This is a genomic window from Rhizobium sp. 1399 (assembly GCF_031455475.1).
GTDB lineage: Bacteria > Pseudomonadota > Alphaproteobacteria > Rhizobiales > Rhizobiaceae > Rhizobium.
The window spans coordinates 112,857-136,791 of the sequence record NZ_JAVDSU010000007.1; the positions used below are offsets into that span (position 1 = coordinate 112,857).

The window sequence follows — 23,935 nt, forward strand, 5'->3', positions numbered from 1 at the left end:
CTATTCCGCTGCTTCAATGAGAGGGACCGGAGCAAAATCGTCCGGGAAATGCGTCATCGCGCTCATGACAGGATAGGGCGTGAAGCCGCCGAGCGCACAGAGCGAGCCGAACTTCATCGTGTTGCAGAGATCTGCGAGCAGTTCGCGGTTCTTTTCGGGCTCGATGCCCTGGGCGATCTTGTCTGCGGTTTCGACCCCGCGGGTCGAGCCGATGCGGCAGGGCGTGCACTTGCCGCAGCTTTCGACCGCGCAGAATTCCATCGCAAAGCGTGCCTGCTTCAGCATGTCGGCCGTATCATCGAAGACGACCAGACCAGCATGACCGATAAGCCCATCCTTGGCGGCAAAGGCCTCATAGTCGAACGGGGTATCGAACAGCGCACGCGGGAAATAGGCGCCAAGCGGCCCTCCCACCTGCACCGCCTTCACCGGCCGGCCGGACACAGTGCCGCCGCCGATCTTGTCGACGATATCGCCGAGCGAAAGACCGAAGGCGGTTTCGTAGAGACCGCCATATTTTACATTGCCGGCGATCTGCAGCGGGATGGTGCCGCGTGACCGGCCCATGCCGAAATCGCGATAGAAGGCGGCCCCCTTGTCCATGATCACAGGCACGGACGCGAGCGAGATGACATTGTTGATGACGGTCGGACAGTTGAACAGGCCCTTATGCGCCGGCAGCGGCGGCTTGGCGCGCACGATACCCCGCTTGCCTTCGAGGCTGTTGAGCAGCGCCGTTTCCTCGCCACACACATAGGCGCCCGCACCGGTGCGGATCTCCATGTCGAATTCCTTGCCGGAGCCGAGCACCGAAGCGCCCAGAATGCCAGCCTTTCGGGCGATTTCCACCGCCTGCGTCATCGTGGCGATCGCATGCGGATATTCCGAACGCGTATAGACGAAACCTTTCGTGGCGCCAGTCGCAAGCCCGGCAATCGCCATGCCTTCGATGAGCACGAAAGGATCGCCTTCCATGATCATCCGGTCGGCAAAGGTACCGCTGTCGCCCTCATCTGCATTGCAGACGATATATTTGCGCGAACCGGCGACATCGAGCACCGTCTTCCATTTGATGCCGGTCGGAAAGCCCGCACCGCCACGGCCGCGAAGGCCGGAATCGGTGACTTCCTTGACGACATCGGCAGGCTGCATCGACACTGCACGGCGAAGACCGGCAAGCCCACCGTGGGCCTCGTAATCATCAAGCGAAAGCGGATCGGTAATGCCGCAGCGGGCAAAGGTGAGACGGGTCTGCCCTTTCAGGAACGGGAGGTCTTCGACCTCCCCAAGACAGAGCGCATGCGCCCCGCCGTCAATCAGTCCCGCATCGAACAGCCCGACGACATCCTTCGCCTTGACCGGCCCATAGCCGATCCGTTTCCCGGACACCTCAACCTCAACCAGCGGCTCCAGCCAGAACATTCCGCGCGAGCCGTTGCGCACGACGGTCGCATCAAGGCCGCGGGCGGCGATCTCCTGGGTAATCGCCATTGCCACCTTCTCGGCCCCGAGCGAGAGCGCTGCGGCATCGCGCGGAACATAAATCTTCACAGTCATCGGCGCGCCTCCTCGACGAGTTCGGCCGCCAGGTCGTCATCGACGCGGCCATGCACCTCACCATCGAACATGGCGGCCGGCGCGCAGGCACAGAGACCGAGACAGTAGACAGGCTCCAGCGTGACGCTGCCGTCGTGTGTCGTTTGATGAAAATCGATGCCGAGCAGGGTCTTGATACGCTCGGCCAGCGCATCGCCACCCATCGACTGGCAGGCTTCGGCGCGACAGAGCTTCAGCACGTGCCGACCGGCGGGATGATCACGATAATCATGATAGAAGGTTACGACACCGTGGACCTCGGCGCGAGAAAGATTGAGCTCATCTGCGATGACTGGCAGGGCCTCCTGCGGCACGTAACCGAACTCGTCCTGAACCTCATGCAGAATGGGGAGCAGTGGGCCTTCGAGGGATCGAAGATCAGCAACGATCGAACGGATACGCCCGGTGATATCGCCCTGGGCGATACGTATATTCATCAGCAGCCTCCCTTCGGCTTGCGCATTCCCTGGGAACCGCAAAACTCCCCATGTCATTGCGATTTCTAGGGAACTGTCTCAGGGAAGCAGGTTGCAATCAATAAAGCAGTCTTGTTGATTGATAGCTTTTTTCTATCATAGTTCCGCGTCTTCAACGAGTGTTCTTGCTTCATGCAACAAGGCGGAGACAAGCGGCGTGAAAGGTTCCCGATAAGGAGCGACAAGGCCGACGAGATGGTGCGCCTCCGGCTCGACGATCGGGATCATCCGGATCTCCGCAGGAAAGCCGAATGATATCGCAACGTTACGCGGCATGATGCTTGCCCAGCGGCCAGTCCGCACGTGCGAAAAAAGAACGATCATCGAATTCGATTCGAGTGTCGGATGGACTGTTGCGCCTGCCTCGGCCAAATGCCGGTTGATGATACGCCGGTTTTGCATGTCAGCCGTCAATAGGCAAAGCCGAAGATCACCCACTTCACGCCATGTCACACTCTCGCGATCCGAGAGCGGACTGCCGGCGGCGGTGATGAGATTATAGCGCTCCGCATAGAGGGGCACCGAAGTGACGCGCCCGAGCGGCTCGTTTTCCAGATAGGTGATGCCGGCATCGATCTCGAGATTTTCGAGCATGCTCAGCACCTGCAGCGAATTGCGCGAGACGATGGAGAAGGTGACGTCGGGATGCCGTTCCTGGAAGGGCGTTGTGATTCGCGACAGCATCGCGAGCGCGGTCGGAATGGACGCCAGACGCAGATGGCCGGAGAGACCCTTGCGGGCGGCGCGCATTTCCTCGCGCATCGTGCGCGTGTCCCCGACAATGCGGCGCGCCCATTCGAGCACACGCTGTCCTTCCGGCGTCAATCCTTGAAAGCGGGAGCCACGCTGCACCAGCATGACGCCCAGCTGATCTTCGAGCTGGCGAATGGCGGCCGAGAGCGTGGGTTGGGAGACGCCGCATTCCTCTGCCGCACGACCGAAATGTTTCTCATTAGCGAGTGCGATGAAGAATTCCAGCTTGTCGATCATCCGGCCTCCCTGCCGAATTGGGCATGAGGCCTATCTTTGCGGCTTGCCGTTCGGCTTCGCAAGAGCTGGCAGGCTCAGCCCGTCTCGGCAACCGGAAAGAGACTGAAAAGTGATTCGAGGAAAGCCATGACGCTTTCGTTGCCCATGCTGTAATAGACAAGCCGCCCGTCGCGCCGCGTATTGACGAGGCCTTCGAGCCTCAGTCGCGCAAGCTGCTGGGACACCATAGCCTGCTGTATTCCAAGGATATCCTCGATTTCGCCGACCGTCTTTTCCCCTTCCGACAGGATACAGAGGATGAGCAACCGGGTCTGATGGGCTAGCGCCTTCAGGAGATCGCTCGCCTCGTGGGCTTTGTCAGCAAGCTTCTGCAAGTCCTGGCCGGTCATGCCCGGCTTCGGTTTAGGCAATGGCATTTGCTTCTCGGAAGGAGGTAATAGGATAGATCAGTACAATATCATATTCGCAGAAGCGAATTCGTCAAATGTCGCGAAATGCCAAAAAAAGTCCAAACAAATCAGCAAATAAGCTGGCCACCATTGATCTCGAGGACTTGACCCGTGATGTAACCTGAGAGTGATGGAGCCGCCAGGAAGAGATAGGCGGGGGCACAATCCTCTGCTGTTCCGAGCCGCTGTAGTGGGATCGACTTGCGCGTCTGTTCCAGCTTTTCACGCGATGAATAGCGTGCATGGAAATCGGTTTCGATCGTGCCGGGCGAGACGCAGTTGACCCTGATACCATCAGGCGCAAGCTCTCGGGCCAGCGCTTTCGAATAGGTCGCAACAAATGCCTTCGATGCGGAATAGATTGCAGAACCGGGGCTTCCGCCCGTCAGCGCCGAAATCGAAACCGTGTTGACGATAGCAGCGCCCCCTGCCGCCCGGAGCGCCGGAAGCAGCGCCCGCGTCAACTCCACCACCGACGTCTGGTTGAGGCGCACGACAGTCTCATAATCGGCGTCGGTCAACTCACCGGCAGGAAAACGCCCATACATCGTGCCGGCATTGTTGACCAGCACATGCACCTTGTCGAAGAATTCGAGCGCCTCTTCCGCAAACTCCGCAGCCCCGCCGGGCTGCAGGAAATCTGCCGGTAACAGCAATGCCCGGCGTTCCGATTCGGCGGTCAGCAGAAAATCCGGCAATTCACGCTCCCCATCGCGCCCGGTATGGACAAGCACGCGCGCACCGCAATCCAGAAACTGCCGGGCAACTTCGAGGCCGATACCGCGGCCTGCACCTGTCACGACGACATTGCGGTTTTCGAACAATTTGGGATGAAACACGAAGCTCTCCTCCTTGCGGGCCGGCCCGCCGCTTGCGCTATCAGGCCTAACATATGCGGCCATCGGCCAAAAGAAAGCCCGAAGGTCTAAGCCCCCGGGTCGAGAAGCCGCGCACCGGCGCCTTGCCTGCCGAGCACGTCAAAGGGATTGCGCAGCGGACAGGCGTCGATCGAGAGACAGCCGCAGCCAATACAGCTCGTCAGATGGTCACGCAGCAGGCTCAACTGCTTGATGCGCGCATCGAGATCATCCTTCCAGAGCGCCGACAGTTTCTGCCAGTCCCCGACTGTCGGCGTCCGGCTCTGCGGCAGGGTTTCGAAGGCAGTCTGGATTTCGGCAAGCGGAATGCCGACCCGTTGCGCCACCTTGATAATGCCGAGGCGCCGTAGCACATCGCGGCCGTACCGGCGCTGGTTGCCGCGGGTGCGGATGCTGGAGATCAGCCCCTTCGCCTCGTAGAAATGCAGGGCAGAAACCGCAAGTCCGCTGCGCTCTGCCACCTCGCCCACCGTCAGGAGCCTGCTCAAGGAGAATGCCGGATTTTGCTGCATCGCCTATTGACCTCAATATTAGTTGAGGTTTTATAGACTCCGCTCCCGAGGCCGTAAAGCCGCAACGAGAAGGAGCAATGCATGCAGAAACCCATGAGGCTTGCGGTCATCTACGGCAGCACGCGCGAGGGGCGCATCTGCGACAGGGTTGTGAAATGGCTCGAAAGAGAGTTGTCCCGCTTTCCACAATTCGAGATCGACATCATCGACCCGCTGGCATTCTCGCTGCCGCGAGAGCATGTACCGCATCATCCGGAGGCCAGGCGGCTTGCTGACAGGCTCCATCAGGCCGATGGCTTCATCCTCGTCACGCCGGAATATAACCACAGCTTCACCGCTTCCCTGAAATTCCTCATCGATCTCTTCGCCGAGCCGTGGCACGGCAAGCCGATCGCCTTCCTCTGCTATGGCGGCGTCTCCGGCGGATTGCGGGCGGTCGAACAGCTCCGCCTCGTCTTTGCGGAGCTTCACGCCGTCACGATCTGCGATGCCGTCAGCTTCAATTCCCCCTGGCGCCGTTTCGACAATGAAGGCCGACTGCAGGATACCGAAGATGCGTTGCGCCGGCTTTCCCGAATGATGGCCCAGTTGCAATGGTGGACTGAGGCACTGATCGCCGCCCGCAGCGACACTCCTTATGCCGGCATCGCCGCCTGAGACAACGACATCCGATTCCGTCTCTGGCAGGTACGGAACCGGCTGGGCACCCGGACAGGACCTCCGTCCGGGTGTTCCTCCCAACACTTGACAGCTGCGTCCGAACTGCCCTGGCCCTTTCCGACCGTGTAGCCGGATAGGAATTTTACGGTTGCGGTATCGCAGGCCCGGTGCTAGCTTCCGCCACAATTTCACGGGGGAGCTCCGAATTGCCGGGGCTGAGATGTGAGGCGCATGCCTCCGGACCCTTCAAAGCTGATCTGGGTAATGCCAGCGGAGCGAGGTCCAAATGTTTTCCGGCGCACAAGTGTCTCTATATCCGATGTCCGGCAATTTCGTCGGCATCATCCTTGACGCTATCAAGGCTCTCGATCCCTATCGTGATCATCTTCGCATCGAAACCGACGATATTTCCACGCTGATGGTCGGCCCGCCCGACGTGTTGTTTGCCGCCATGCGCGACCTCTTCGTCTCGGCTGCCGCAAGCGGCGAGCATTGCGTATTGTCCGCAGCGATCTCGCGGGGCTGCCCCGGCGAACCGGATGATGCGATCTGTGGCGCCGGCCTGTCTTCCAGCCGATCCGAGCTGCTCGCCGAGCGAGTGGAAGCCGCGATCGCGGCAGTCAAGGACACCACAGAAACCGGCCAGCCAACGGCCGCCCAATTTTCTCTGTACGTTATGGGAACGGGCACCCATATGGACGAGATCTACGGCTGCATCGATTTCCTGAAGCGCTCGGGCACATTCGACCGCTCCAAGAATTTCTGCACCAAGCTGTGCGGCGATGCCGGCGCGATCTTCGCGACCATCCATGAAGCCTTCTATCGCTTTGGCGATCCCGAAGGCCATGTGACGCTGGATATCACGGTCTCCGCGAACAGCCCGAGCAAAGCCTGAGACGCTTGACGGCAATGACCTTATCGAAACCGGATTCGACATTTGCGCCACTGAGGCGGGCCTTGCCCGCCATTCTTGCCGTGTTTGCCTTCCTGGCCGTCTGGGAGCTCTATGTCGATCTCTCCGGCATCAAGCCCTCCATTCTGCCCTCGCCTTCGCGCATCCTGACACAAGGCTGGCTGAACAGGCAGGCGCTGCTCGACAACACCTGGCCGACGCTTGGCGCGACGCTCGGCGGTTTCGCTTTGTCGCTGGTCTTCGCCTTCGCCTCGTCTGTGCTGATGGATTTCGTGCCCTTCATGCGCCGCGCGCTGCTGCCGCTCTTCATCGTCAGCCAGACATTGCCGCTGGTCGCGATTGCCCCCTTGGTCGTGCTCTGGTTCGGTTTCGGGCTGCTGCCGAAGCTTCTGCTCGTTGCTCTCGTCACTTTCTTTCCGCTGCTGGTAGCCCTGCTGCAGGGCTATGAAGCGACGGACCGAGATATCGCCGAGCTTCTGAGTTCCATGAAGGCAAGCCGCTGGCGCATCTTCTGCCTGGCGAGGCTTCCCTCCGCCATGCCCTTCTTCTTTGCCGGCCTGCGCATTTCGATCACCTATGCCGTGGTCGGCGCTATCTTCGCCGAATATGCAGGTGCCGCACGTGGCCTCGGGATCTATATCCTCAATGCCAAGAACAATTTCCGGCCCGACCTCGTGCTTGCCGCCGTCGTCGTGAGCGCCCTCCTCACCCTCTGCCTCTTCGGTCTCACGCTGGCGGTGCAGCGTTTCGTCATGCCCTGGCAATCTCCTGCGGAGAAACGCCCATGAGCGGGATGCTTGAGCTGAAGAACGTCTCGAAGTCCTTCGACGGCATGGAAGTGCTGAAGGACATTTCTCTTCATATCGCCAGAGGAGAATTCGTCTCGATCGTCGGCCCCTCCGGCTCCGGCAAATCGACGATCCTCCGTTTGCTGACACAGGCGCTGCAGGCCGATAAAGGCCACATTCTCTTTGACGGCATGTCGCTTTCGCAAGCGGCGCACGCATTCGCCTTCATGCCCCAGCGCGATGCGCTGATGCCGTGGCGAAGCGTCATCGACAATGCGATCCTTGGCCTCGAAGTGCACGGTATGCGCCGCAGCCAGGCACGAGCGGTTGCCGCCCCTCTCTTTGAACGCTTCGGCCTTGCCGGTTTCGAAAATCACTATCCCGCGGCCCTTTCAGGCGGCATGCGCCAGCGCGCGGCCCTGCTGCGCACCGTGATCCAGCGGCAGGACATGCTGCTGCTCGACGAGCCCTTCGGGGCACTCGACGCGCTGACCCGCACCCAGATGCAGGAATGGCTGCAGGGCATGTGGACCGATCATCGCTGGACGGCCCTGCTGATCACCCATGATGTGCGGGAAGCCGTTTTCCTGTCTGACCGCATCTATGTGCTTTCTGCCCGCCCGGCGGCCGTGATCAGGGAGTTCGAAGTGCCGCTGAAAAGGCCGCGCACGCTTGCCGATCTCGGCTCCCCGGCCGCCCAGGCGATCGAAACCGAAATTCTTCAAACATTGCTGCATCCGCAAAGAACCTGAGGAGGTCCCGATGCTTCTCACCCGCCGACAAACCCTTTTTGCCGCCATGGCCGCAAGCCTCGCCGGCCGTGCTGCCTTCGCCCAATCCGCCGCCAAGGTGCGTATCGCGCTCGACTGGACGCCGAACACCAATCATATCGGCATCTATGTCGCCAAGGCGAAGGGCTTCTATGAGGCCGCCGGCCTCGATGTCGAGATCCTGCCCTATGCCGATACCAGCGCTGGCACGCTGGTCGCGAACGGCGTTGCCGATTTCGGCATTTGCGGAGAGATCGAGACCTTTACCCAGCGCGCCGCCGGCGCTGATGTGAAACTCGTGTATGCCGTCGTGCAGACGGAAACCGGCAGGCTGATCTTCAAGGGCGGCCGCAACGATATCAAAAGCCCCAAGGACCTGGACGGAAAAACCTATGGCGGCTTCGGCGGCGCATGGGAGGAGGCGCTCGTCTCCGCGATGATCCGCAACGACGGCGGTAAGGGCACCTTCCAGAATGTCACGCTCGGCACCTCGGCCTATGAGGCGCTCGATAACGGCGCCGTGGACTTCACGCTGGAAATCTACACCTGGGAGGGCATCGCGGCCCAACTGGAGAACCGGCAGGTCGGCCGCTGGCGCTATAGCGATTACGGCATACCTGACGAACAGACGACCGCGATCGCTTCCAGTGACGCCTATCTCTCGGCCAATCCGCAAAATGCCCGCGCCTTCATCCAGGCAACGCTCAAGGGTTACGCCTATTCGGTCGATAATCCGGACGAGGCCTGTGACCTCCTGATTGCCGGCAGCAACGGCGCGTTGCTGAATACCGAACTGGTCAAGGCATCGCAAAAGGCGCTGGTCGAAGGCCATTTCCTCAAAGGCGACAATGGCACGATCGGCATCATCGATCCGGCCAAGGCCGAAGCGATCGGCGCTTTCCTGTTCGACCATGGCATCCTGCTCGATGCCAATGGTGCGGCGTTGAAGGAAAAGCCCGATTTTTCCGGCTATTACACCAACGATCTGCTTGGCTGAGATGACCCTGCCCTTGCCGGCAGCAGCTTTCCGCTGCAAAGTCCGGCAAGGAGCGAGGGAGTGACATGCAGCAGCAGGACCGGGTGGCCGGAGCGGATTTCTTGCGTGCAGCCGCCTGCCTGCTTGTCCTTATCCACCATCTCATTCTGCGCATCGACCTCAACAAGACCGAAGGATTGCGGCCGACGCTGACCGCCCTGCGCTTCGGCAATTTCGGCGTCGCCATCTTCTTCATCCTCAGCGGTTTCCTGCTGGCCTTGCCGTTCTGGCGTTCCCTTCATGCCGGTTGCGCCATGCCTGACCTGCGCACCTATGTGCTGCGTCGCGCGGCCCGCATCGTGCCCGGTTATTGGGTGGCTCTGACGGCGGGCTTCATCCTCAGCATTACTCTGCTCGGGCACGCACTGACGCCGGAACTTGTTATGCGCTATGTCAGCGGTCTCGTCTTCATGAGCCAATGGCACTGGCGCACCTTCTTTCCTGTCGAAGGCAACGGCCCGCTCTGGTCCATATCTTTCGAAGTAGCGAGCTACGTGCTGCTGCCGCTTGGCTTCCTCTGGCTTTTCGCTATCCCGGAAAAACGCCGTTCTCCGCTCGTCACGCGCCTTGCCTGGCTCGGCATCATTGCCGTGACGCTGCTTGCCCACGAGACCTTCCGCACGCTTGTTCCCCCCAACGAGATTGATCGTGGCTGGCAATATGGCATGCAGGGCGGCGCGAAGGAGTGGATGCCGAACTACAATCCCGTCGGCTTCTTCGCCGTCTTTGCGCTCGGTACGCTCGCAGCCGGCATTCAGATCATGTTGCCGCGAAAGCATCAGATCTGGTTCGACATCGTCGCGCTTGCCTGCCTGGTCACCGCCGGCTCTCAGCTGCCGCTTTCAACAGGCGGACCTTGGGAAGCCTATGGATGGCTCGGAATCCCCTACGCCTTTCCGCTGTTTCCGGCCATGATCGCTGTTGCGCTTGTGGCCCTCTCACGCTCCGTGCTGCTTGCGGCATTGCTCGACAATACCTTCATGCGCTTCACGGCAACCGTCTCATTCGGCATCTATATCTGGCAGGACATCGTTCTAACCTCGATGCAGACGATCTCTCCGGCCATATTCGGCATCGGCGAAGATCATCCGCTACGGGACTGGTTTATCGGCTGCATCTTTGCGACGGCGATCACTTTTCTTCTCGCAAGCTTCAGCTATTTCGCTGTCGAACGACAGGCAATACGGCGCGCCGCACGCATAACGCGCAAGAATTCAGCCATTACTCAATATAGTTAATTCCCAACCAACCAAAAATATCAGGAACATATTCGAAATACTCCCAAATTTGGCTCTGTTATGGTTACGAAAACATTAAGGAAGCGAGTGACAAATCGATCCCGTCCATGTATTTGTGCCAGCGCGACGCAACATGCGAGTATTTCCACGGACGTTGCTTAATGAACGTGTTTACTTCAAATAAGCTCCAAGACACGGCCTTCTCTGCAAAAGCAGTGAAGATGATGGCTCTCGACGCAGCGAATTCCAACATTCGCCAGCCGGAGAGCTTTGTCTCTTTGGATGGCCGGAACAGGCTTCAGCTCGGCTTGAAGAGAGCTTTCGACATTTTCGGTGCAACAGGCGCGCTGGTCATTCTGTTTCCCGTACTTCTGACGATTGCGCTTCTCATCGTGATCGATGATGGCGGGCCGGTATTTTTCCGGCAGATTCGCTGGGGCCTGAAGGGCAGCAAGATCACCGTCTACAAGTTCCGCTCCATGCGTGCGGATCTCTGCGATCCCACCGGCATCGAACAGACAGTCAAGGATGACCGGCGCGTGACGCGGATCGGCGCATTCCTGCGCAAGACCAACATCGACGAGCTGCCGCAACTCCTCAACGTCATCAAAGGCGATATGTCGCTCGTCGGCCCCCGCTGCCATGCTATCAACATGCGCGCGGCCGGCATGCTCTACGAAGAACTGGTGCCCGAATATCATTATCGCCATCTGATGCGGCCGGGCATTACCGGCCTCGCCCAGACGCGCGGCTGGCGCGGTCCGACAGGGCGCCCGACAGAGGCACGAGCCCGCATCGCCAGCGATATCTATTACATCAGAAATTTCAGCCTCTGGCTGGATATGAAGATCCTGTTCGGCACGCTGCTGTCCGAACTACGCGGTGGCACTGGCTTCTAAGAAGGTCCTGCTAAGGAAATCTCCGGCACAGGCAGACAAAAGCCGCCTGTTTTCGTTTCCGTGGTCCGGGTGGAAACAGCAGCCTTCGCCGTGATAAGAACTGCCTCCTCTGCATCAAGAAACTTTCCAGGATGTCTCAGCTCGCCTCCATGCGGTTCTCTGCATGGCGAATGGCTGAGCCCCGTTGCAGCGGCTTGGCAAAAAGAAAAAGCGGCCTTGAAAGCCGCTTTTCTCACTGTGTTTATCTCGGGCCGAGCCGATCAGTCCTGCTGGACGACACCGCGCAGGTGGGTCAGTTCCATGATGAAGTGCTCTAGCCTGGACTTGTGCTCGTGATGCTCGGCATCTTCGAGTTCCTTCTTCGCAGCTTCGATGCGGCGAGTGAGTTCATCCTTGTTGAGCTCTTGGACCGGAACAGCGGATTCGGCAAGCAGCGTGCAGCCAGTCGGCAGGATGTCGGCGAAACCGCCGAACACGACGTAATCCTGCTTCGATCCGGAACCGGAACGCACGCTCACGATACCCGGCTTGATGGTCGTCATCGTCGGAGCATGGTTGGCCATAACAGTCATTTCGCCTTCGGTCGCGGGAATGACGACCTCGGTCACCATCTCCGACAGCAGCAGACGCTCCGGCGAAACGAGCTCAAAGTTGAAATTGTCAGCCATCAGTGACTTACCTTCTCGGCTATGGCTTCTGCATCTTGCAGTTTGGTCCCGCAGAACGGGCAGTGCATTATCGCATGGTCGAGATAACCGAGGCCTTCCTCGCTCTGAGCCAACCCGACGACCATCATCATCACGCCGTTATCGGCACGGTAGATGGTCGGCGCTGCCGGTTCAGGAAGCTCTGCCACGACACTTTTGAGGGTGTCGCAGCAGAATATCTCGTCCTGAGCGTCGCTCATCAAGCTGCTGCGAGCTTCTTGGCTTTCTCGACAGCTTCGTCCATCGAACCAACCATGTAAAAGGCTGCTTCCGGCAGATGGTCGTACTCGCCGTTGACGAGGCCCTTGAAGCCCTTGATCGTGTCTTCGAGAGCAACGAGCTTGCCCGGCGAGCCGGTGAAGACTTCGGCAACAAAGAATGGCTGCGACAGGAAGCGCTCGATCTTGCGGGCGCGGGCAACGGCAATCTTGTCCTCTTCGGACAGTTCGTCCATGCCAAGGATCGCGATGATGTCCTGCAGGGCCTTGTAGCGCTGCAGCGTCGACTGGACCTTGCGGGCCACTTCGTAATGCTCTTCGCCGACAACCATCGGGTCGAGCATGCGCGACGTGGAGTCAAGCGGATCGACGGCCGGGTAGATGCCCTTTTCAGCGATCGAACGCGACAGAACGGTCGTTGCGTCCAGGTGAGCAAACGAGGTTGCCGGTGCCGGGTCGGTCAAGTCGTCGGCCGGAACGTAAATGGCCTGAACCGAGGTGATCGAGCCCGTCGTCGTCGTGGTGATGCGTTCCTGCATCTGACCCATGTCGGTTGCGAGCGTCGGCTGATAACCCACGGCCGAAGGAATACGGCCGAGCAGAGCCGACACTTCCGAGCCAGCCTGCGTGAAGCGGAAGATGTTGTCGACGAAGAACAGAACGTCCTGGCCCTGGTCGCGGAAGTGTTCTGCAACCGTCAGACCGGTCAGAGCGACGCGAGCGCGGGCGCCCGGCGGTTCGTTCATCTGGCCGTAAACGAGCGCAGCCTTGGAACCTTCGCCACCGCCGTGCTTGTTGACATTCGATTCGATCATTTCGTGGTAGAGGTCGTTGCCTTCGCGGGTGCGTTCACCCACCCCTGCGAAAACCGAGTAACCACCATGCGCCTTGGCAACGTTGTTGATCAGTTCCATGATGAGAACGGTCTTGCCGACGCCTGCACCACCGAAAAGGCCGATCTTGCCGCCGCGTGCGTAAGGCGCGAGAAGGTCGACGACCTTGATGCCGGTGACAAGGATCTGCGCTTCCGTGGACTGATCGACGTAAGCCGGAGCGTCCTGGTGGATCGAACGCTTGTGAGCGGTAACCAACGGACCAGCTTCGTCGACTGGCTCACCGATGACGTTCATGATACGGCCGAGCGTCTCGTTACCGACCGGAACCATGATCGGAGCACCGGTATCAGTGACTTTCTGACCGCGAACAAGACCTTCGGACGAGTCCATCGCAATGGTACGGACTACGTTTTCGCCGAGGTGCTGAGCAACTTCGAGAACCAGACGGTTGCCGTTGTTGTCGGTTTCCAGCGCATTCAGGATCTTCGGCAGTTCGCCTTCGAAAGCAACGTCAACGACGGCGCCGATAACCTGTGTGACTCTGCCGACAGAGCCGGTCTTGGGGGTAGCTGCCTCAGCCATTTTCTGACCCTCTTTTCCTAACCTCAGAGCGCTTCCGCGCCCGAAATGATTTCAATCAGTTCCTTGGTGATCTGAGCCTGACGCTGACGGTTGTAGCTCAACGTCAGCTTGTTGATCATCTCACCAGCATTGCGCGTCGCATTGTCCATCGCGCTCATCTTTGCACCCATTTCGCCCGCAACGTTCTCAAGGAGAGCTCGGAAGATCTGGACAGAGATGTTGCGCGGGATCAGCTCGTCCAGGATCGACGCCGGGTCCGGCTCGTATTCATAGACGGCACCAGCATGGGCTGCATCTTCGGTGACAGCTTCGGGAGCCTTGGCCGGGATGAGCTGCTGCGCGGTTGGGATCTGGCTGATCACCGACTTGAATTCCGAGTAGAACAGCGTGCAAACGTCGAACTCACCGGCTTCATACATCTCGATGATACGCTTGCCGATCTGATCGGCATTCTCGAAACCGATCTTCTTGACTTCGCGCAGTTCCTTGCGCTCGACGATCAGCGACGCGAATTCGCGACGCAGGATGTCATAGCCCTTCTTGCCGACGGTGAAGATCTTCACAGTCTTGCCTTCGGCGACCAGCTTGCGAACGTGATCGCGAGCAAAGCGAGCAATCTGCGAATTGAAGCCGCCACACAGGCCGCGTTCGGCCGTGCAGACGACGAGCAGGTGTACCTGATCCTTGCCCGTACCGGTCATCAGGACCGGCGCGCCGTCCGCATCGGTAACGGCCTTGGCGATATTCGCCAGGACCGCACCCATACGCTGCGAATAAGGCCGGGCGGCCTCGGCCGCCTCCTGCGCACGCCGAAGCTTCGCCGCGGCGACCATCTTCATCGCCTTGGTGATCTTCTGCGTCGCCTTGACGGAGGCGATCCGGTTTTTCAGATCCTTAAGTGAAGGCATCCGCTATCCGTCCTAACCTAGGGCCTGATTACTGGAAAGACTTGGCGAAGCTGTCGAGAGCAGCAACGAGCTTGCCCTTCGTAGCGTCGCTGATAGCCTTTTCCGTGCGGATCGCATCGAGGATGGCAGAACCTTCCGAACGCAGATAGGACAACAGGCCCTGTTCGAACTTGCCGACCTGAGTGACCGGCAGCTTGTCGAGGTAACCATTGACGCCTGCGAAGATCACGGCGACCTGCTCTTCCGTCTTCAGCGGCGAAAACTGCGGCTGCTTCAGGAGCTCGGTCAGGCGTGCACCGCGGTTCAGCAGGCGCTGGGTAGCAGCGTCAAGGTCCGAACCGAACTGGGCGAAGGCAGCCATTTCGCGATACTGGGCAAGTTCGCCCTTGATCGAGCCGGCAACCTGCTTCATGGCCTTGATCTGAGCCGAGGAACCGACGCGGGAAACCGACAGACCGACGTTAACGGCCGGACGGATACCCTGATAGAACAGGTCGGTTTCGAGGAAGATCTGGCCGTCGGTGATCGAGATCACATTGGTCGGAATGAAGGCCGAAACGTCGTTACCCTGGGTTTCGATGACCGGCAGAGCGGTCAGCGAACCGGCGCCCTTGTCGTCGTTCATCTTTGCAGCGCGCTCGAGAAGACGCGAGTGCAGGTAGAAAACGTCACCCGGATAAGCTTCGCGGCCCGGCGGGCGGCGCAGCAGCAGCGACATCTGACGGTAGGAAACGGCCTGTTTGGACAGGTCGTCATAACCGATCAGCGCATGCATGCCGTTATCACGGAAATATTCGCCCATGGCGCAGCCGGCAAACGGAGCCAGGAACTGCATCGGCGCCGGATCGGAAGCGGTCGCAGCGACGATGATCGAATACTTCAGTGCGCCACGTTCTTCGAGCACCTTGACGAACTGCGCGACGGTCGAACGCTTCTGGCCGACGGCGACGTAGACGCAGTAAAGCTTTTCGCCTTCCGGACCGTTGTCATGGATGGCCTTCTGGTTGAGGAACGCGTCGAGAAGGATCGCGGTCTTGCCGGTCTGGCGGTCGCCGATGACGAGCTCGCGCTGGCCGCGACCAACCGGGATGAGCGCGTCGATGGCCTTGAGGCCGGTTGACATCGGCTCATGGACCGACTTGCGCGGAATGATGCCCGGAGCCTTGATGTCGACGCGCGAACGGCGGGTCGCATTGATCGGGCCCTTGCCATCGATCGGGTTGCCGAGAGCGTCGACAACGCGGCCGAGCAGTTCCGGACCGACCGGAACGTCGACGATCGCGCCGGTACGCTTGACAGTGTCGCCTTCCTTGATGTCGCGGTCGGAGCCGAAAATGACGACACCGACATTGTCGGATTCAAGGTTCAGCGCCATGCCGCGGATGCCGCCGGGGAACTCGACCATTTCACCAGCCTGGACGTTGTCCAGGCCGTAAACGCGAGCGATACCGTCACCAACGGAGAGAACCTGGCCGACTTCCGAGACTTCTGCCTCTTTGCCGAAGTTCTTGATCTGGTCTTTAAGAATTGCGGAAATTTCCGCAGCGCGGATATCCATCAGCCGACCTCTTTCAATGCAAGCTTAAGGGTAGAGAGTTTGGTACGAAGAGACGTATCAATCTGACGGGACCCGACCTTGACGATCAGACCACCAAGAATTGACGGATCAACCGTGACAGCAATTGCCACGTCTTTGCCGGTGACGCCCTTCAGCGCCACCTTCAATTCATTTTCCTGCTCTACGGAGAGAGCATGGGCCGAAGTGACTTCGGCAGAAATTTCGCCGCGATGGTTGGCGGCAATGATGCGGAAGGCCTTGATCATGCCCGGCAGGGCAAACAGGCGGCGGTTACGCGCCACGACCTTCAGAAAATTGACAAAGAAGCCAGAGAGACCAGCCTTTTCGCTGAGAGCGATGATGGCCTTGAGTTGATCTTCTGCGGAAAAGACCGGGCTCAGGACAAAGCGCTTCAGGTCTTCGCTTTCGTCCAGCATGGCCTGGAAACGATCGAGATCAGCGGTAACGCTGTCGACGGCGCCTTCTTCGAGCGCGAGCTCGAAAAGCGACGAGGCATAGCGCTCTGCAACACCAGAAGTAAGCTGGGACGTGTCTGCCACGGGCACAAATTTCCCTGATTTCAATTCAAAATCCGACTTTCGGCGGGCGCCGAACCTATGACTTTGAATTCGTTTTGATTTCCCCCAGAAATCGCAAGAGAAGCCTCTTGCTTCTTCCGAAATTCGGGGTCCGTCTAACATAGGATGTCCGGACTCGCAACACGCGTAACGCCCGAATACGCCATTCGCATGATTTTCTATCAGCAAAATTGCCGAAACGCCCGAAAGCGGCCTGCGAAACGCTTTATTTTCAGCTCTGGATCAGCTCTGAAGGAAGCCGAACACATGAAGCAGGGGCAATGCGGCTATGACCGCCTGCACAACCAGAAGTAAATAGTTGAGGAGCGTACTCCCCTTATCAGAAAGGATGGAGATGATGCGCGCAAAAGCAGCCATCGCGAAGGAAGCTCCGAGCGCCAGATAGGTCCAGTCCTGCGCCAGCATGATCGCGGCAACCCCGAGACCAAGATAGAGGCCGCCCATCGATCGAACTTCGCTGTAACCCTCACGCCGCTCGCCCCGTGATGCCAGACCGAAGGCCCGCATGGCAAGACCGGGGGCGAACATGATGATGAAGCCAGCAAGCGCGGTGAAGGCCGCAGCACCAAAGGCAAGCTGCTCGCCAAATTCCGTCGGAAAGTAGAATTCCATGCCTCAACCCCAAATCATCAGCTGATTCTGCGTTTATGCCATGATCAGCGACATCCGGAAACGCTGAGGCTGTAACGATCTACAGGAAGCTCTGCGGATCGATATCGAGCTGCACCTGAACCGATCCGCGCTCCTTCGGCGCTTGTGCGAGCAATGCCCTGAGATAGGCCTGCATGTCGGAATTCCGGCGCCCATGCACGAGGAGGCGGAAACGATGGCGCCCACGCACCAGCGCCAACGGCGCCTCCGCCGGCCCTAGAACGGAAATGCCCGAAATCTGCGGCGCGGCGTTGCGCATGCCGCGCGCATGGTTTTCCGCATCCTGCCGCGTGTCTGCCGATACGATGATCGAGGCGAGCCTGCCGAAGGGCGGCAGGGCAGCGCGTTCCCGCTCGCCGATTTCACGATCATAGAAAGCCCGCGCATCGCCGGAGACGATTGCCTGCATGACAGGATGCTGCGGCTGATAGGTCTGCAGCAGGCCATGGCTCTTCAGGCCCGTCCGACCGGCGCGGCCCGTAACCTGTGACAGAAGCTGAAAGGTCCGCTCCGCTGCGCGAGGGTCGCCATTCGCGAGCCCGAGATCCGCGTCGACAATGCCGACCAGCGTCATCAGCGGAAAGTTGTGCCCCTTGGCGACAAGCTGCGTGCCGATCACGATATCCGCCTCGCCCTTGGCGATGGCGTCGAGCTCCAGCCGCAGCCGCTTCACTCCGCCCATGATGTCGGAGGAGAGCACGATGGTGCGCGCGTCCGGAAAATGCCGCTCCACCTCTTCCGCGATGCGCTCCACACCCGGCCCGCAGGCGACGAGGTGGTCGAGCGTTCCGCATTCCGGGCAAGCCTCCGGTGTCGGCTCGGAATGACCACACTGATGGCATTGCAGCTGCCGGCGAAAGCGATGCTCCACCAGCCAGCTCGAACATTGCGGGCACTGGAAACGATGGCCGCACACACGGCAGAGCGTCAGCGGAGCGTAGCCGCGGCGATTGAGGAAGAGCAGCGCCTGCTCGCCCTTTTCAACCGTCTTGCCAATCGCCCGGATCAGTACCGGCGACAGAAAACCGCCGCGTTCCGGCGCATGGCGCCGCATGTCGACCAGATGCAGGTCGGGCAGCGCGGCATCGCCGAAACGCGTCGGCAGATGGATCGTGCTGTAGCGACCGCTCTGGCCGTTGACCTGGCTTTCGACCGAAGGCGTCGCCGAAACGAGTACTACGGGAAAATCGCCGATCCGCGCCCTAACGACCGCCATGTCACGCGCGTTGTAGTAGACGCGGTCTTCCTGCTTATAGGCAGGATCATGCTCTTCATCGACAATGATGAGGCCGAGATCTTCGAAAGGCAGGAACAGCGCCGAACGCGCGCCGGCAACGACCCGCACCTCTCCCGTTACCGCCTGCCGCCAGACCTTTTCGCGCATACGCGGGGCAAGGTCGGAATGCCACTCGGCAGGTTTCGCACCGAACCGATCCTGGAAGCGTTCGAGAAAACTTGCAGTGAGCGCGATCTCCGGCAGCAAGATCAGTACCTGTTTGCCGCGCCTCAGCGTCTCGGCGATCGCCTCGAAATAGACTTCCGTCTTGCCGGAACCGGTCACGCCGTCGATCAGCGAAACCGCGAATTCGCCCTTGCGCACTTCGTCCAGAATTTCTTCGGCCGCCTCCTTCTGCGGACCTTCGAGGCGGGCACCGGTAAAGTCCGGATCAGGCTCGGCGACGACAGGTGGCGGCGGTAGGAAGATCGTCTCGAAAATGCCTTGTGCAATCAGCCCGTCGACAACACTGGTGGAAACACCGGCAGCATGGGCAAGACCGGTCCGCGTCCAGGACAACCCGTCCGCGGCGGTGTCTAGCACGCGTGCGCGTGCCGGTGTCATCCGCGCCGGCTCACCGCCGATGAAACGCAACCCTTCCACCATCGGCTCCGGCTCGAAGGCATTCGGCGCCCTCAGCGCCATGCGCGCCACCAATCCGGGTGGGGAAAGCGTATAGGCGGCGACCCAGTCGATGAAATCCCGCATCTCCTTGGTCAGTGGCGGGCAATCGAAGACATGGGTGATGGGCCTGAGCTTCTTTGGATCCACACCATCTTCGCCGCCATCCCAGACGACACCGATCACCTGGCGCGGCCCAAGCGGCACCTGCACGACCGAGCCGGGCTCGACTGCCATGCCTTCAGGCACCGAATAGGAATAGGGCCTTGGCGCCGGCATCGGTACCAGCACCGGAACCGTGCGGGTCACGGGCGGGGCTTCGAAAAGCGCGCCAAAGAGATCGGACGAATCTATACTCATCGCGGCAGACCATGCCCGCAACGGCCGTAAAATGGAACCCGCCGACAATGAGGGTTAATCATCATCGTCTTCACCAGCGATCGTTCCCGTCAACCGCATGCCTTCGATCCACGTGGCGCCATTCTCACGAATAACCTTTCGCGGACGAACGCCGCAGCGTTCGCGCACCGCCTCTGCCAGTTGCACCGAATGGGTGACGATCCAGACCTGGCTGCTCTTTGACGCTTCGGCGATCATGTCGGCGAGCGGCGCCAGCATATCGGGATGCAGGCTCGCCTCCGGCTCGTTCAGAGCGATGAGCGCCGGCAGCCTGTAGGAGAGCAGTGCAGCCGCAAGGCCGAGAAAGCGAATCTGCCCATCAGACAGTTCACGCGGATGGAAGACGCGGTGCGGGAAATCCGGCAGCACTAGGCCGAACTCCGCTGTCTCGCCCGGCTCAGGCACGACAAGCCTTGCGCCGCCGAGCGCCGATGCCAGGATGCGATCGAGCTCGGCCGTATCCTGCCGCGTGTGGGCAATCGTCGCAAAGACGGCGGCGAGATTGGCACCATCCTCATCTAGCATGGGACTGGTGACGGCAAGGCAGGGATGGCGAAGCGGAGAAGCCCTGTCAGTGCGAAAACCGTGAAAGAAGCGCCAATTGTTGACGATGCGACGGAAGGCGGCAACCTCGGGGAAATGGCCGGCATCCCCGAGCAGGGCGATCGCCGTTTCGGATGTCAGCGCCTCGTCTGGATAGGCCTGCATGCGCCCGGCACCATCGCGAACGGAGATGCCTGGACCGGACCGCTTTATCATCGCCACCGCGCGGCGGCCGGTTTCGACGGAAAGCTCTTCAGCTTTGATCTGCGGTTCGAGCGCAAAGCCCGCAGCGGCCTTCGGTGGGCGCAACCCCGCTTCGACATAATATCGGAACGTGACTGCGCGCTCCTCGTCGATGATCTCAACTTCCAGGCGGATTCGAGCTGGCCCATCGGATGTGCGGCGTGGCCCGGACCAGAGAGCCGAGAGCATCCCGCCTTCGGCAGCAAGTTCATAAGCCAGCCGCCCGCGAACCGCCGACTGCACAAGCTGCAGCGCACGATAGAGATTGGACTTGCCGGCGCCGTTCTCGCCGAGAAACAGCGTCGTATCCGCCAGATCCATGCGGATCGAGCGCAGTGACCGGTAATTCTTGGCAAACATGGAGCGAAGACGCATGCATCCGCTTTAGCGCAAAGCAACGCTAAAAAGAATGGGCCGCAACGGCCTCCGGAACCAGTTGCCGGGACACAGGCATGAAGCGTGAGTCGCCATCGGCCGCCATGTCATAGACCGTGTGCCTTTCAAGCGCCTTCGTCACCTCGTTCAGATCACCGTCGAGCTCTTCGGCGGGAATGAGATTGCCGATGACGAAATCGAAGCGGTCACTCTTCTTGTTCAGAAGTTCATAGAAGACCGTCATGTCGCGCAGTTCGTTCGACCATTTGGCAAACCAGTAGAAAAGCCCGGAATTGCGCGCTGTCATGTGAACAGGGAGGATCGGCAAACCGTATTTACGGGCAAGGCCGACGGCGGAGGTTTTCCACGGCCGCTCGTTCAATCGCCCATTTGCCCAATAGGCGATACGGCCCGAAGGGAAGAGCACGGTCGCCTTGCCCTCCTTCACCGCATGGTTGGTCAGCTGCAGCGTCTCGCGCGCCTTGAGCTTGCTCTTGAATTCCTCGCGCCATTCGACCGGGATAATCATCTCCGCAAAGCGTGGGTTGACGCGCACCGCATCGCGGTTGGCGAAGAACATCATATCCGGGCGGCGCGTCTTCAGGAGATCGAACACCGCCACGCCATCGGCAATGCCGGTCGGATGATTGCTGACGAGTATGAAACCGCCGGATGCCGGAATGCGCTCGGCATTGGTGACGTTGATATCGAGCTTCAGCAGGTTGCTCATATATTCGAACGACTGGAAGCCCGGCATGTTGGCAACGTCATTGGCGAATTCGATCGCCTTGTTGTAGCGCAGCAGCGTATAGAGAAACGGCCGCATGAGCGGCCACAGAGGATGGCGGACGATCTTCTGTCCGCGCTCGGCGATCAGCGTATCGACGATATGGCCAGGCTTTCCGTGTGAAACCAGGGCAATCGCTTCCGCGAGCTGTCCAAAGGCCGTCATGGAATCGCGCCGTGCCATGAAAATTCCTGTTTTACGGAAGCTATAAGCTATCTCAATGAATTATGATCGATACATGACAAGGGCTTGGCAAGCATTAGCAATTCCATAACGCCACTGTTTCAGAATTGGCGTCACCAAAAGCAAATTCAAGAGCCAAAATCATGAATGAACTCCTGATCATCGCCGATCCGCACCTGATGACGGAACGCAGCGCCTGGCTCGAAAACCTTGCCCGGGAGCGCCGCCTTTCCGACCATACGCTCGATGCCTATGAGCGTGACACGCGTCAGTTCCTGACCTTCATGACCGGTCATCTCGGTGGCCCGACAACGCTGCGCGATATCGAAACGCTGCGCCCGGCAGACTTCCGCGCCTTTCTGGCCGCCCGGCGCAAGGAGGGCTCCGGCGCTCGCTCGGTTGCTCGCAATCTCGCAGGCATTCGCTCCTTTCTGCGTCACCTTGAAAAGAAGGGCCTCGTGAATGCCGCGGGCGCCGGCGCCGTGCGATCCCCGAAGCAACCGAAATCTCTTCCGAAGCCTCTCTCAGACAGACAGGCCATCACCGTAGTCAGCAATGAAGCCCAGCTCCATGACGAGCCATGGATTGCCGCGCGCGATGCCGCCGTTATGACGCTGCTTTATGGTTGCGGCCTGCGCATTTCCGAAGCACTCGACCTGACGCCTGCTGATATCAGGACCGGCACCACCACGCTGCGCATCACCGGTAAAGGCAACAAGACGCGCCTCGTGCCGTTGTTGCCCATCGTTTTCGAAGCCGTTGAGAAATACCGAACGCTCTGCCCCTTTCGTCTTGATGAAGGCGAGCCGCTCTTTCGCGGCGCCCGCAGCGGTAAGCTGCAGCCTGCCATCATCCAGCGCGCCATGCAGAAATTGCGCAGTGCCTTCGGCCTGCCGGAAACGGCGACCCCGCATGCGCTGCGCCACTCCTTCGCAACCCATCTGCTGGCCGGCGGCGGTGACCTGCGCACCATTCAGGAGTTGCTCGGCCATGCCAGCCTTTCCACCACGCAGGTCTATACCGGCGTCGATGCATCAAGGCTTCTGGAGGTGTATGATAGGGCGCATCCGCGCGCGTAAGCCTTCGTTAACGCTGTCTCTTAAAGGAATATGCGCAAGCCCGGCGTAGAGCATGAGGCTTGAAGCACATGTGACCGGATTACCATCATGACGATCTCCATCGGCCACCGCACTTTCCATATCGCCCAGCCGGGCAATATCCTGCTCTGGCTGATCGCTGCCTTTCACATGCTGCTTGCCGCCGCATTGCTCGCTGTCGTCTTTTCAGTCACGCCGGCCGATGCCGCCGAAGATAGCTGCACCGGAAAGAACCTGCTCACGGAGCTTCAGCAGAACGAACCGGGGCGGTATGCCGAAGCGGTGAAAGAGGCAGATGCCACACCGAACGGCAAAGGCGTTTTCTGGAAGATCGAAAAACTGGGCCTCAAAACTTCCTGGCTGCTCGGCACCATGCACGTCACCGATCCACGCGTCTTGAACCTGCCGCCCCGCGCGCAGGAAGCCCATGACGGTGCCGATACGATTGTCATCGAGTCCGACGAAATCCTCGATGAGAAGAAGGCCACTGCATCACTTCTGATGAGACCGGACCTGATGATGTTCACGGACGGCACGACCATCGAAAAGCTTCTTTCGCCTGAGGACTATACCCGCCTCGAGGCCGGACTGAAGCAGCGCGGCATCCCGCTCTCGGCCGTTTCACGCATGCGCCCCTGGATGATCGCGAGCGCCGTGGCACTTCCCGCCTGCGAGATCGCCCGCAAGGCCAAGGGAGTGCAGTTCCTCGACCAGAAGATCGCTGCCGATGCGGCCGCTGAAGGCAAGCAGGTCAAGGGGCTGGAAACCCTGGCCGAGCAGCTGCAGGCCATGGCCGAGCTGCCGATCGAATTTCATCTGAAGTCGCTGATCGAAACCTTAGAACTCGGCGGCAAGATGAACGACGTTGTCGAAACCATGACCGACATCTATCTCTCCGGCGATATCGGCATGACCATGCCGATGCTGAAGACCGTATCGCCGGAAGGCAGCGATGAGGACAGCGATTACGCCGCCTTCGAACAGCGCATCATCCTCGACCGCAACAAGGTGATGGCCGAACGCGCCGCCCCCATCCTCGCCAAAGGCAACGTCTTCATGGCTGTCGGTGCCCTGCACCTCCCAGGCAAGGATGGTGTCATCGAACTGCTGCGTCAGCAGGGCTTCACGGTCACGGCGGTCAATTGAC

At 59.9% G+C, this 23,935-nt stretch carries 25 protein-coding genes and 1 riboswitch; of the genes, 9 read left to right on the plus strand and 16 right to left on the minus strand.

Annotation, left to right across the window (positions count from 1 at the left end; genetic code table 11):
- The 6 genes from J2X71_RS22055 to soxR all read right to left on the minus strand — a co-directional run bounded on the left by J2X71_RS22055 (position 1) and on the right by soxR (position 4,901).
- Positions 1-1,557, minus strand: coding sequence for an NADH-quinone oxidoreductase subunit NuoF (locus J2X71_RS22055; protein WP_310384928.1), 1,557 nt, complete (start codon positions 1,555-1,557; stop codon positions 1-3).
- Positions 1,554-2,033 (minus strand): formate dehydrogenase subunit gamma, encoded by a 480-nt coding sequence (locus tag J2X71_RS22060; protein WP_310384930.1) that lies wholly within the window; start codon positions 2,031-2,033, stop codon positions 1,554-1,556. The genes J2X71_RS22055 and J2X71_RS22060 overlap by 4 nt, the downstream gene beginning before the upstream one ends.
- A gap of 135 nt (positions 2,034-2,168) precedes the next feature.
- Positions 2,169-3,062 (minus strand): LysR family transcriptional regulator, encoded by an 894-nt coding sequence (locus J2X71_RS22065; protein WP_310384932.1) that lies wholly within the window; start codon positions 3,060-3,062, stop codon positions 2,169-2,171.
- A 74-nt stretch (positions 3,063-3,136) separates the two neighbouring features.
- Positions 3,137-3,478 carry a helix-turn-helix transcriptional regulator gene (locus J2X71_RS22070; RefSeq protein WP_113324241.1) on the minus strand — a complete coding sequence of 114 codons (342 nt, stop codon included), beginning with the start codon at positions 3,476-3,478 and terminating at the stop codon, positions 3,137-3,139.
- Positions 3,479-3,579: 101 nt separating this feature from the next.
- Positions 3,580-4,350 carry an SDR family oxidoreductase gene (locus tag J2X71_RS22075; protein ID WP_310384935.1) on the minus strand — a complete coding sequence of 257 codons (771 nt, stop codon included), beginning with the start codon at positions 4,348-4,350 and terminating at the stop codon, positions 3,580-3,582.
- Between the two features lie 86 nt (positions 4,351-4,436).
- Positions 4,437-4,901: a redox-sensitive transcriptional activator SoxR gene (gene soxR, locus J2X71_RS22080; RefSeq protein ID WP_113324243.1), complete on the minus strand. Its 465-nt coding sequence runs from the start codon at positions 4,899-4,901 to the stop codon at positions 4,437-4,439.
- A gap of 81 nt (positions 4,902-4,982) precedes the next feature.
- On the opposite strand from soxR, the gene J2X71_RS22085 reads away from it, so the two are divergent.
- From J2X71_RS22085 to J2X71_RS22115, 7 genes are all read left to right on the plus strand, one after another.
- Positions 4,983-5,558, plus strand: coding sequence for an NAD(P)H-dependent oxidoreductase (locus J2X71_RS22085; RefSeq protein ID WP_310384938.1), 576 nt, complete (start codon positions 4,983-4,985; stop codon positions 5,556-5,558).
- Between the two features lie 185 nt (positions 5,559-5,743).
- Positions 5,744-5,857: riboswitch (TPP riboswitch) on the plus strand.
- Entirely contained in the window at positions 5,848-6,456 is a 609-nt protein-coding gene (locus tag J2X71_RS22090) for a YkoF family thiamine/hydroxymethylpyrimidine-binding protein (RefSeq protein WP_310384940.1), read from the plus strand. Its footprint overlaps the riboswitch before it by 10 nt.
- Before the next feature lie 14 nt (positions 6,457-6,470).
- On the plus strand, positions 6,471-7,262 hold the full coding sequence (locus tag J2X71_RS22095) for an ABC transporter permease (protein ID WP_113324246.1): 792 nt from the start codon (positions 6,471-6,473) through the stop codon (positions 7,260-7,262).
- Positions 7,259-8,014 carry an ABC transporter ATP-binding protein gene (locus J2X71_RS22100; protein WP_310384943.1) on the plus strand — a complete coding sequence of 252 codons (756 nt, stop codon included), beginning with the start codon at positions 7,259-7,261 and terminating at the stop codon, positions 8,012-8,014. The genes J2X71_RS22095 and J2X71_RS22100 overlap by 4 nt, the downstream gene beginning before the upstream one ends.
- 10 nt (positions 8,015-8,024) lie before the next feature.
- Positions 8,025-9,029 carry an ABC transporter substrate-binding protein gene (locus J2X71_RS22105; RefSeq protein WP_310384945.1) on the plus strand — a complete coding sequence of 335 codons (1,005 nt, stop codon included), beginning with the start codon at positions 8,025-8,027 and terminating at the stop codon, positions 9,027-9,029.
- A gap of 65 nt (positions 9,030-9,094) precedes the next feature.
- Entirely contained in the window at positions 9,095-10,306 is a 1,212-nt protein-coding gene (locus tag J2X71_RS22110) for an acyltransferase (protein WP_310384948.1), read from the plus strand.
- Between the two features lie 161 nt (positions 10,307-10,467).
- The gene (locus J2X71_RS22115; protein ID WP_405049739.1) at positions 10,468-11,205 is read left to right on the plus strand and encodes a sugar transferase; all 738 of its coding nucleotides are present in this window, start codon (positions 10,468-10,470) and stop codon (positions 11,203-11,205) included.
- 260 nt (positions 11,206-11,465) lie between these two features.
- Here J2X71_RS22115 and J2X71_RS22120 read toward each other — a convergent pair whose 3' ends face one another.
- The 10 genes from J2X71_RS22120 to J2X71_RS22165 form a co-directional block, all read right to left on the minus strand.
- The gene (locus tag J2X71_RS22120; RefSeq protein ID WP_113324251.1) at positions 11,466-11,873 is read right to left on the minus strand and encodes a F0F1 ATP synthase subunit epsilon; all 408 of its coding nucleotides are present in this window, start codon (positions 11,871-11,873) and stop codon (positions 11,466-11,468) included.
- Complete coding sequence (locus J2X71_RS22125) at positions 11,873-12,112, minus strand: hypothetical protein (protein ID WP_113324252.1); 240 nt, start codon at positions 12,110-12,112, stop codon at positions 11,873-11,875. The genes J2X71_RS22120 and J2X71_RS22125 overlap by 1 nt, the downstream gene beginning before the upstream one ends.
- Complete coding sequence (gene atpD / locus J2X71_RS22130) at positions 12,112-13,548, minus strand: F0F1 ATP synthase subunit beta (protein WP_310384953.1); 1,437 nt, start codon at positions 13,546-13,548, stop codon at positions 12,112-12,114. The genes J2X71_RS22125 and atpD overlap by 1 nt, the downstream gene beginning before the upstream one ends.
- 23 nt (positions 13,549-13,571) lie before the next feature.
- Positions 13,572-14,456, minus strand: a complete 885-nt coding sequence (locus J2X71_RS22135; RefSeq protein ID WP_113324254.1) for a F0F1 ATP synthase subunit gamma — start codon at positions 14,454-14,456, stop codon at positions 13,572-13,574.
- Positions 14,457-14,484: 28 nt separating this feature from the next.
- Positions 14,485-16,014: a F0F1 ATP synthase subunit alpha gene (gene atpA, locus J2X71_RS22140; protein WP_113324255.1), complete on the minus strand. Its 1,530-nt coding sequence runs from the start codon at positions 16,012-16,014 to the stop codon at positions 14,485-14,487.
- Positions 16,014-16,580 carry a F0F1 ATP synthase subunit delta gene (locus tag J2X71_RS22145; protein ID WP_310385471.1) on the minus strand — a complete coding sequence of 189 codons (567 nt, stop codon included), beginning with the start codon at positions 16,578-16,580 and terminating at the stop codon, positions 16,014-16,016. The genes atpA and J2X71_RS22145 overlap by 1 nt, the downstream gene beginning before the upstream one ends.
- Before the next feature lie 255 nt (positions 16,581-16,835).
- A complete protein-coding gene (locus J2X71_RS22150; RefSeq protein ID WP_310384956.1) occupies positions 16,836-17,225 on the minus strand; it encodes a DUF4345 domain-containing protein in 390 nt (129 codons plus the stop codon).
- 79 nt (positions 17,226-17,304) lie between these two features.
- The gene (locus J2X71_RS22155) at positions 17,305-19,521 is read right to left on the minus strand and encodes a primosomal protein N' (protein ID WP_310384958.1); all 2,217 of its coding nucleotides are present in this window, start codon (positions 19,519-19,521) and stop codon (positions 17,305-17,307) included.
- A gap of 54 nt (positions 19,522-19,575) precedes the next feature.
- Entirely contained in the window at positions 19,576-20,721 is a 1,146-nt protein-coding gene (locus J2X71_RS22160) for an AAA family ATPase (RefSeq protein WP_310384960.1), read from the minus strand.
- A 25-nt stretch (positions 20,722-20,746) separates the two neighbouring features.
- Positions 20,747-21,691 (minus strand): GNAT family N-acetyltransferase, encoded by a 945-nt coding sequence (locus tag J2X71_RS22165; protein ID WP_310384962.1) that lies wholly within the window; start codon positions 21,689-21,691, stop codon positions 20,747-20,749.
- Positions 21,692-21,834: 143 nt separating this feature from the next.
- On the opposite strand from J2X71_RS22165, the gene J2X71_RS22170 reads away from it, so the two are divergent.
- Positions 21,835-22,770, plus strand: coding sequence for a tyrosine recombinase XerC (locus J2X71_RS22170; protein WP_310384964.1), 936 nt, complete (start codon positions 21,835-21,837; stop codon positions 22,768-22,770).
- 87 nt (positions 22,771-22,857) lie between these two features.
- Entirely contained in the window at positions 22,858-23,934 is a 1,077-nt protein-coding gene (locus J2X71_RS22175; protein WP_310384966.1) for a TraB/GumN family protein, read from the plus strand.
- Position 23,935 lies beyond the last annotated feature (1 nt).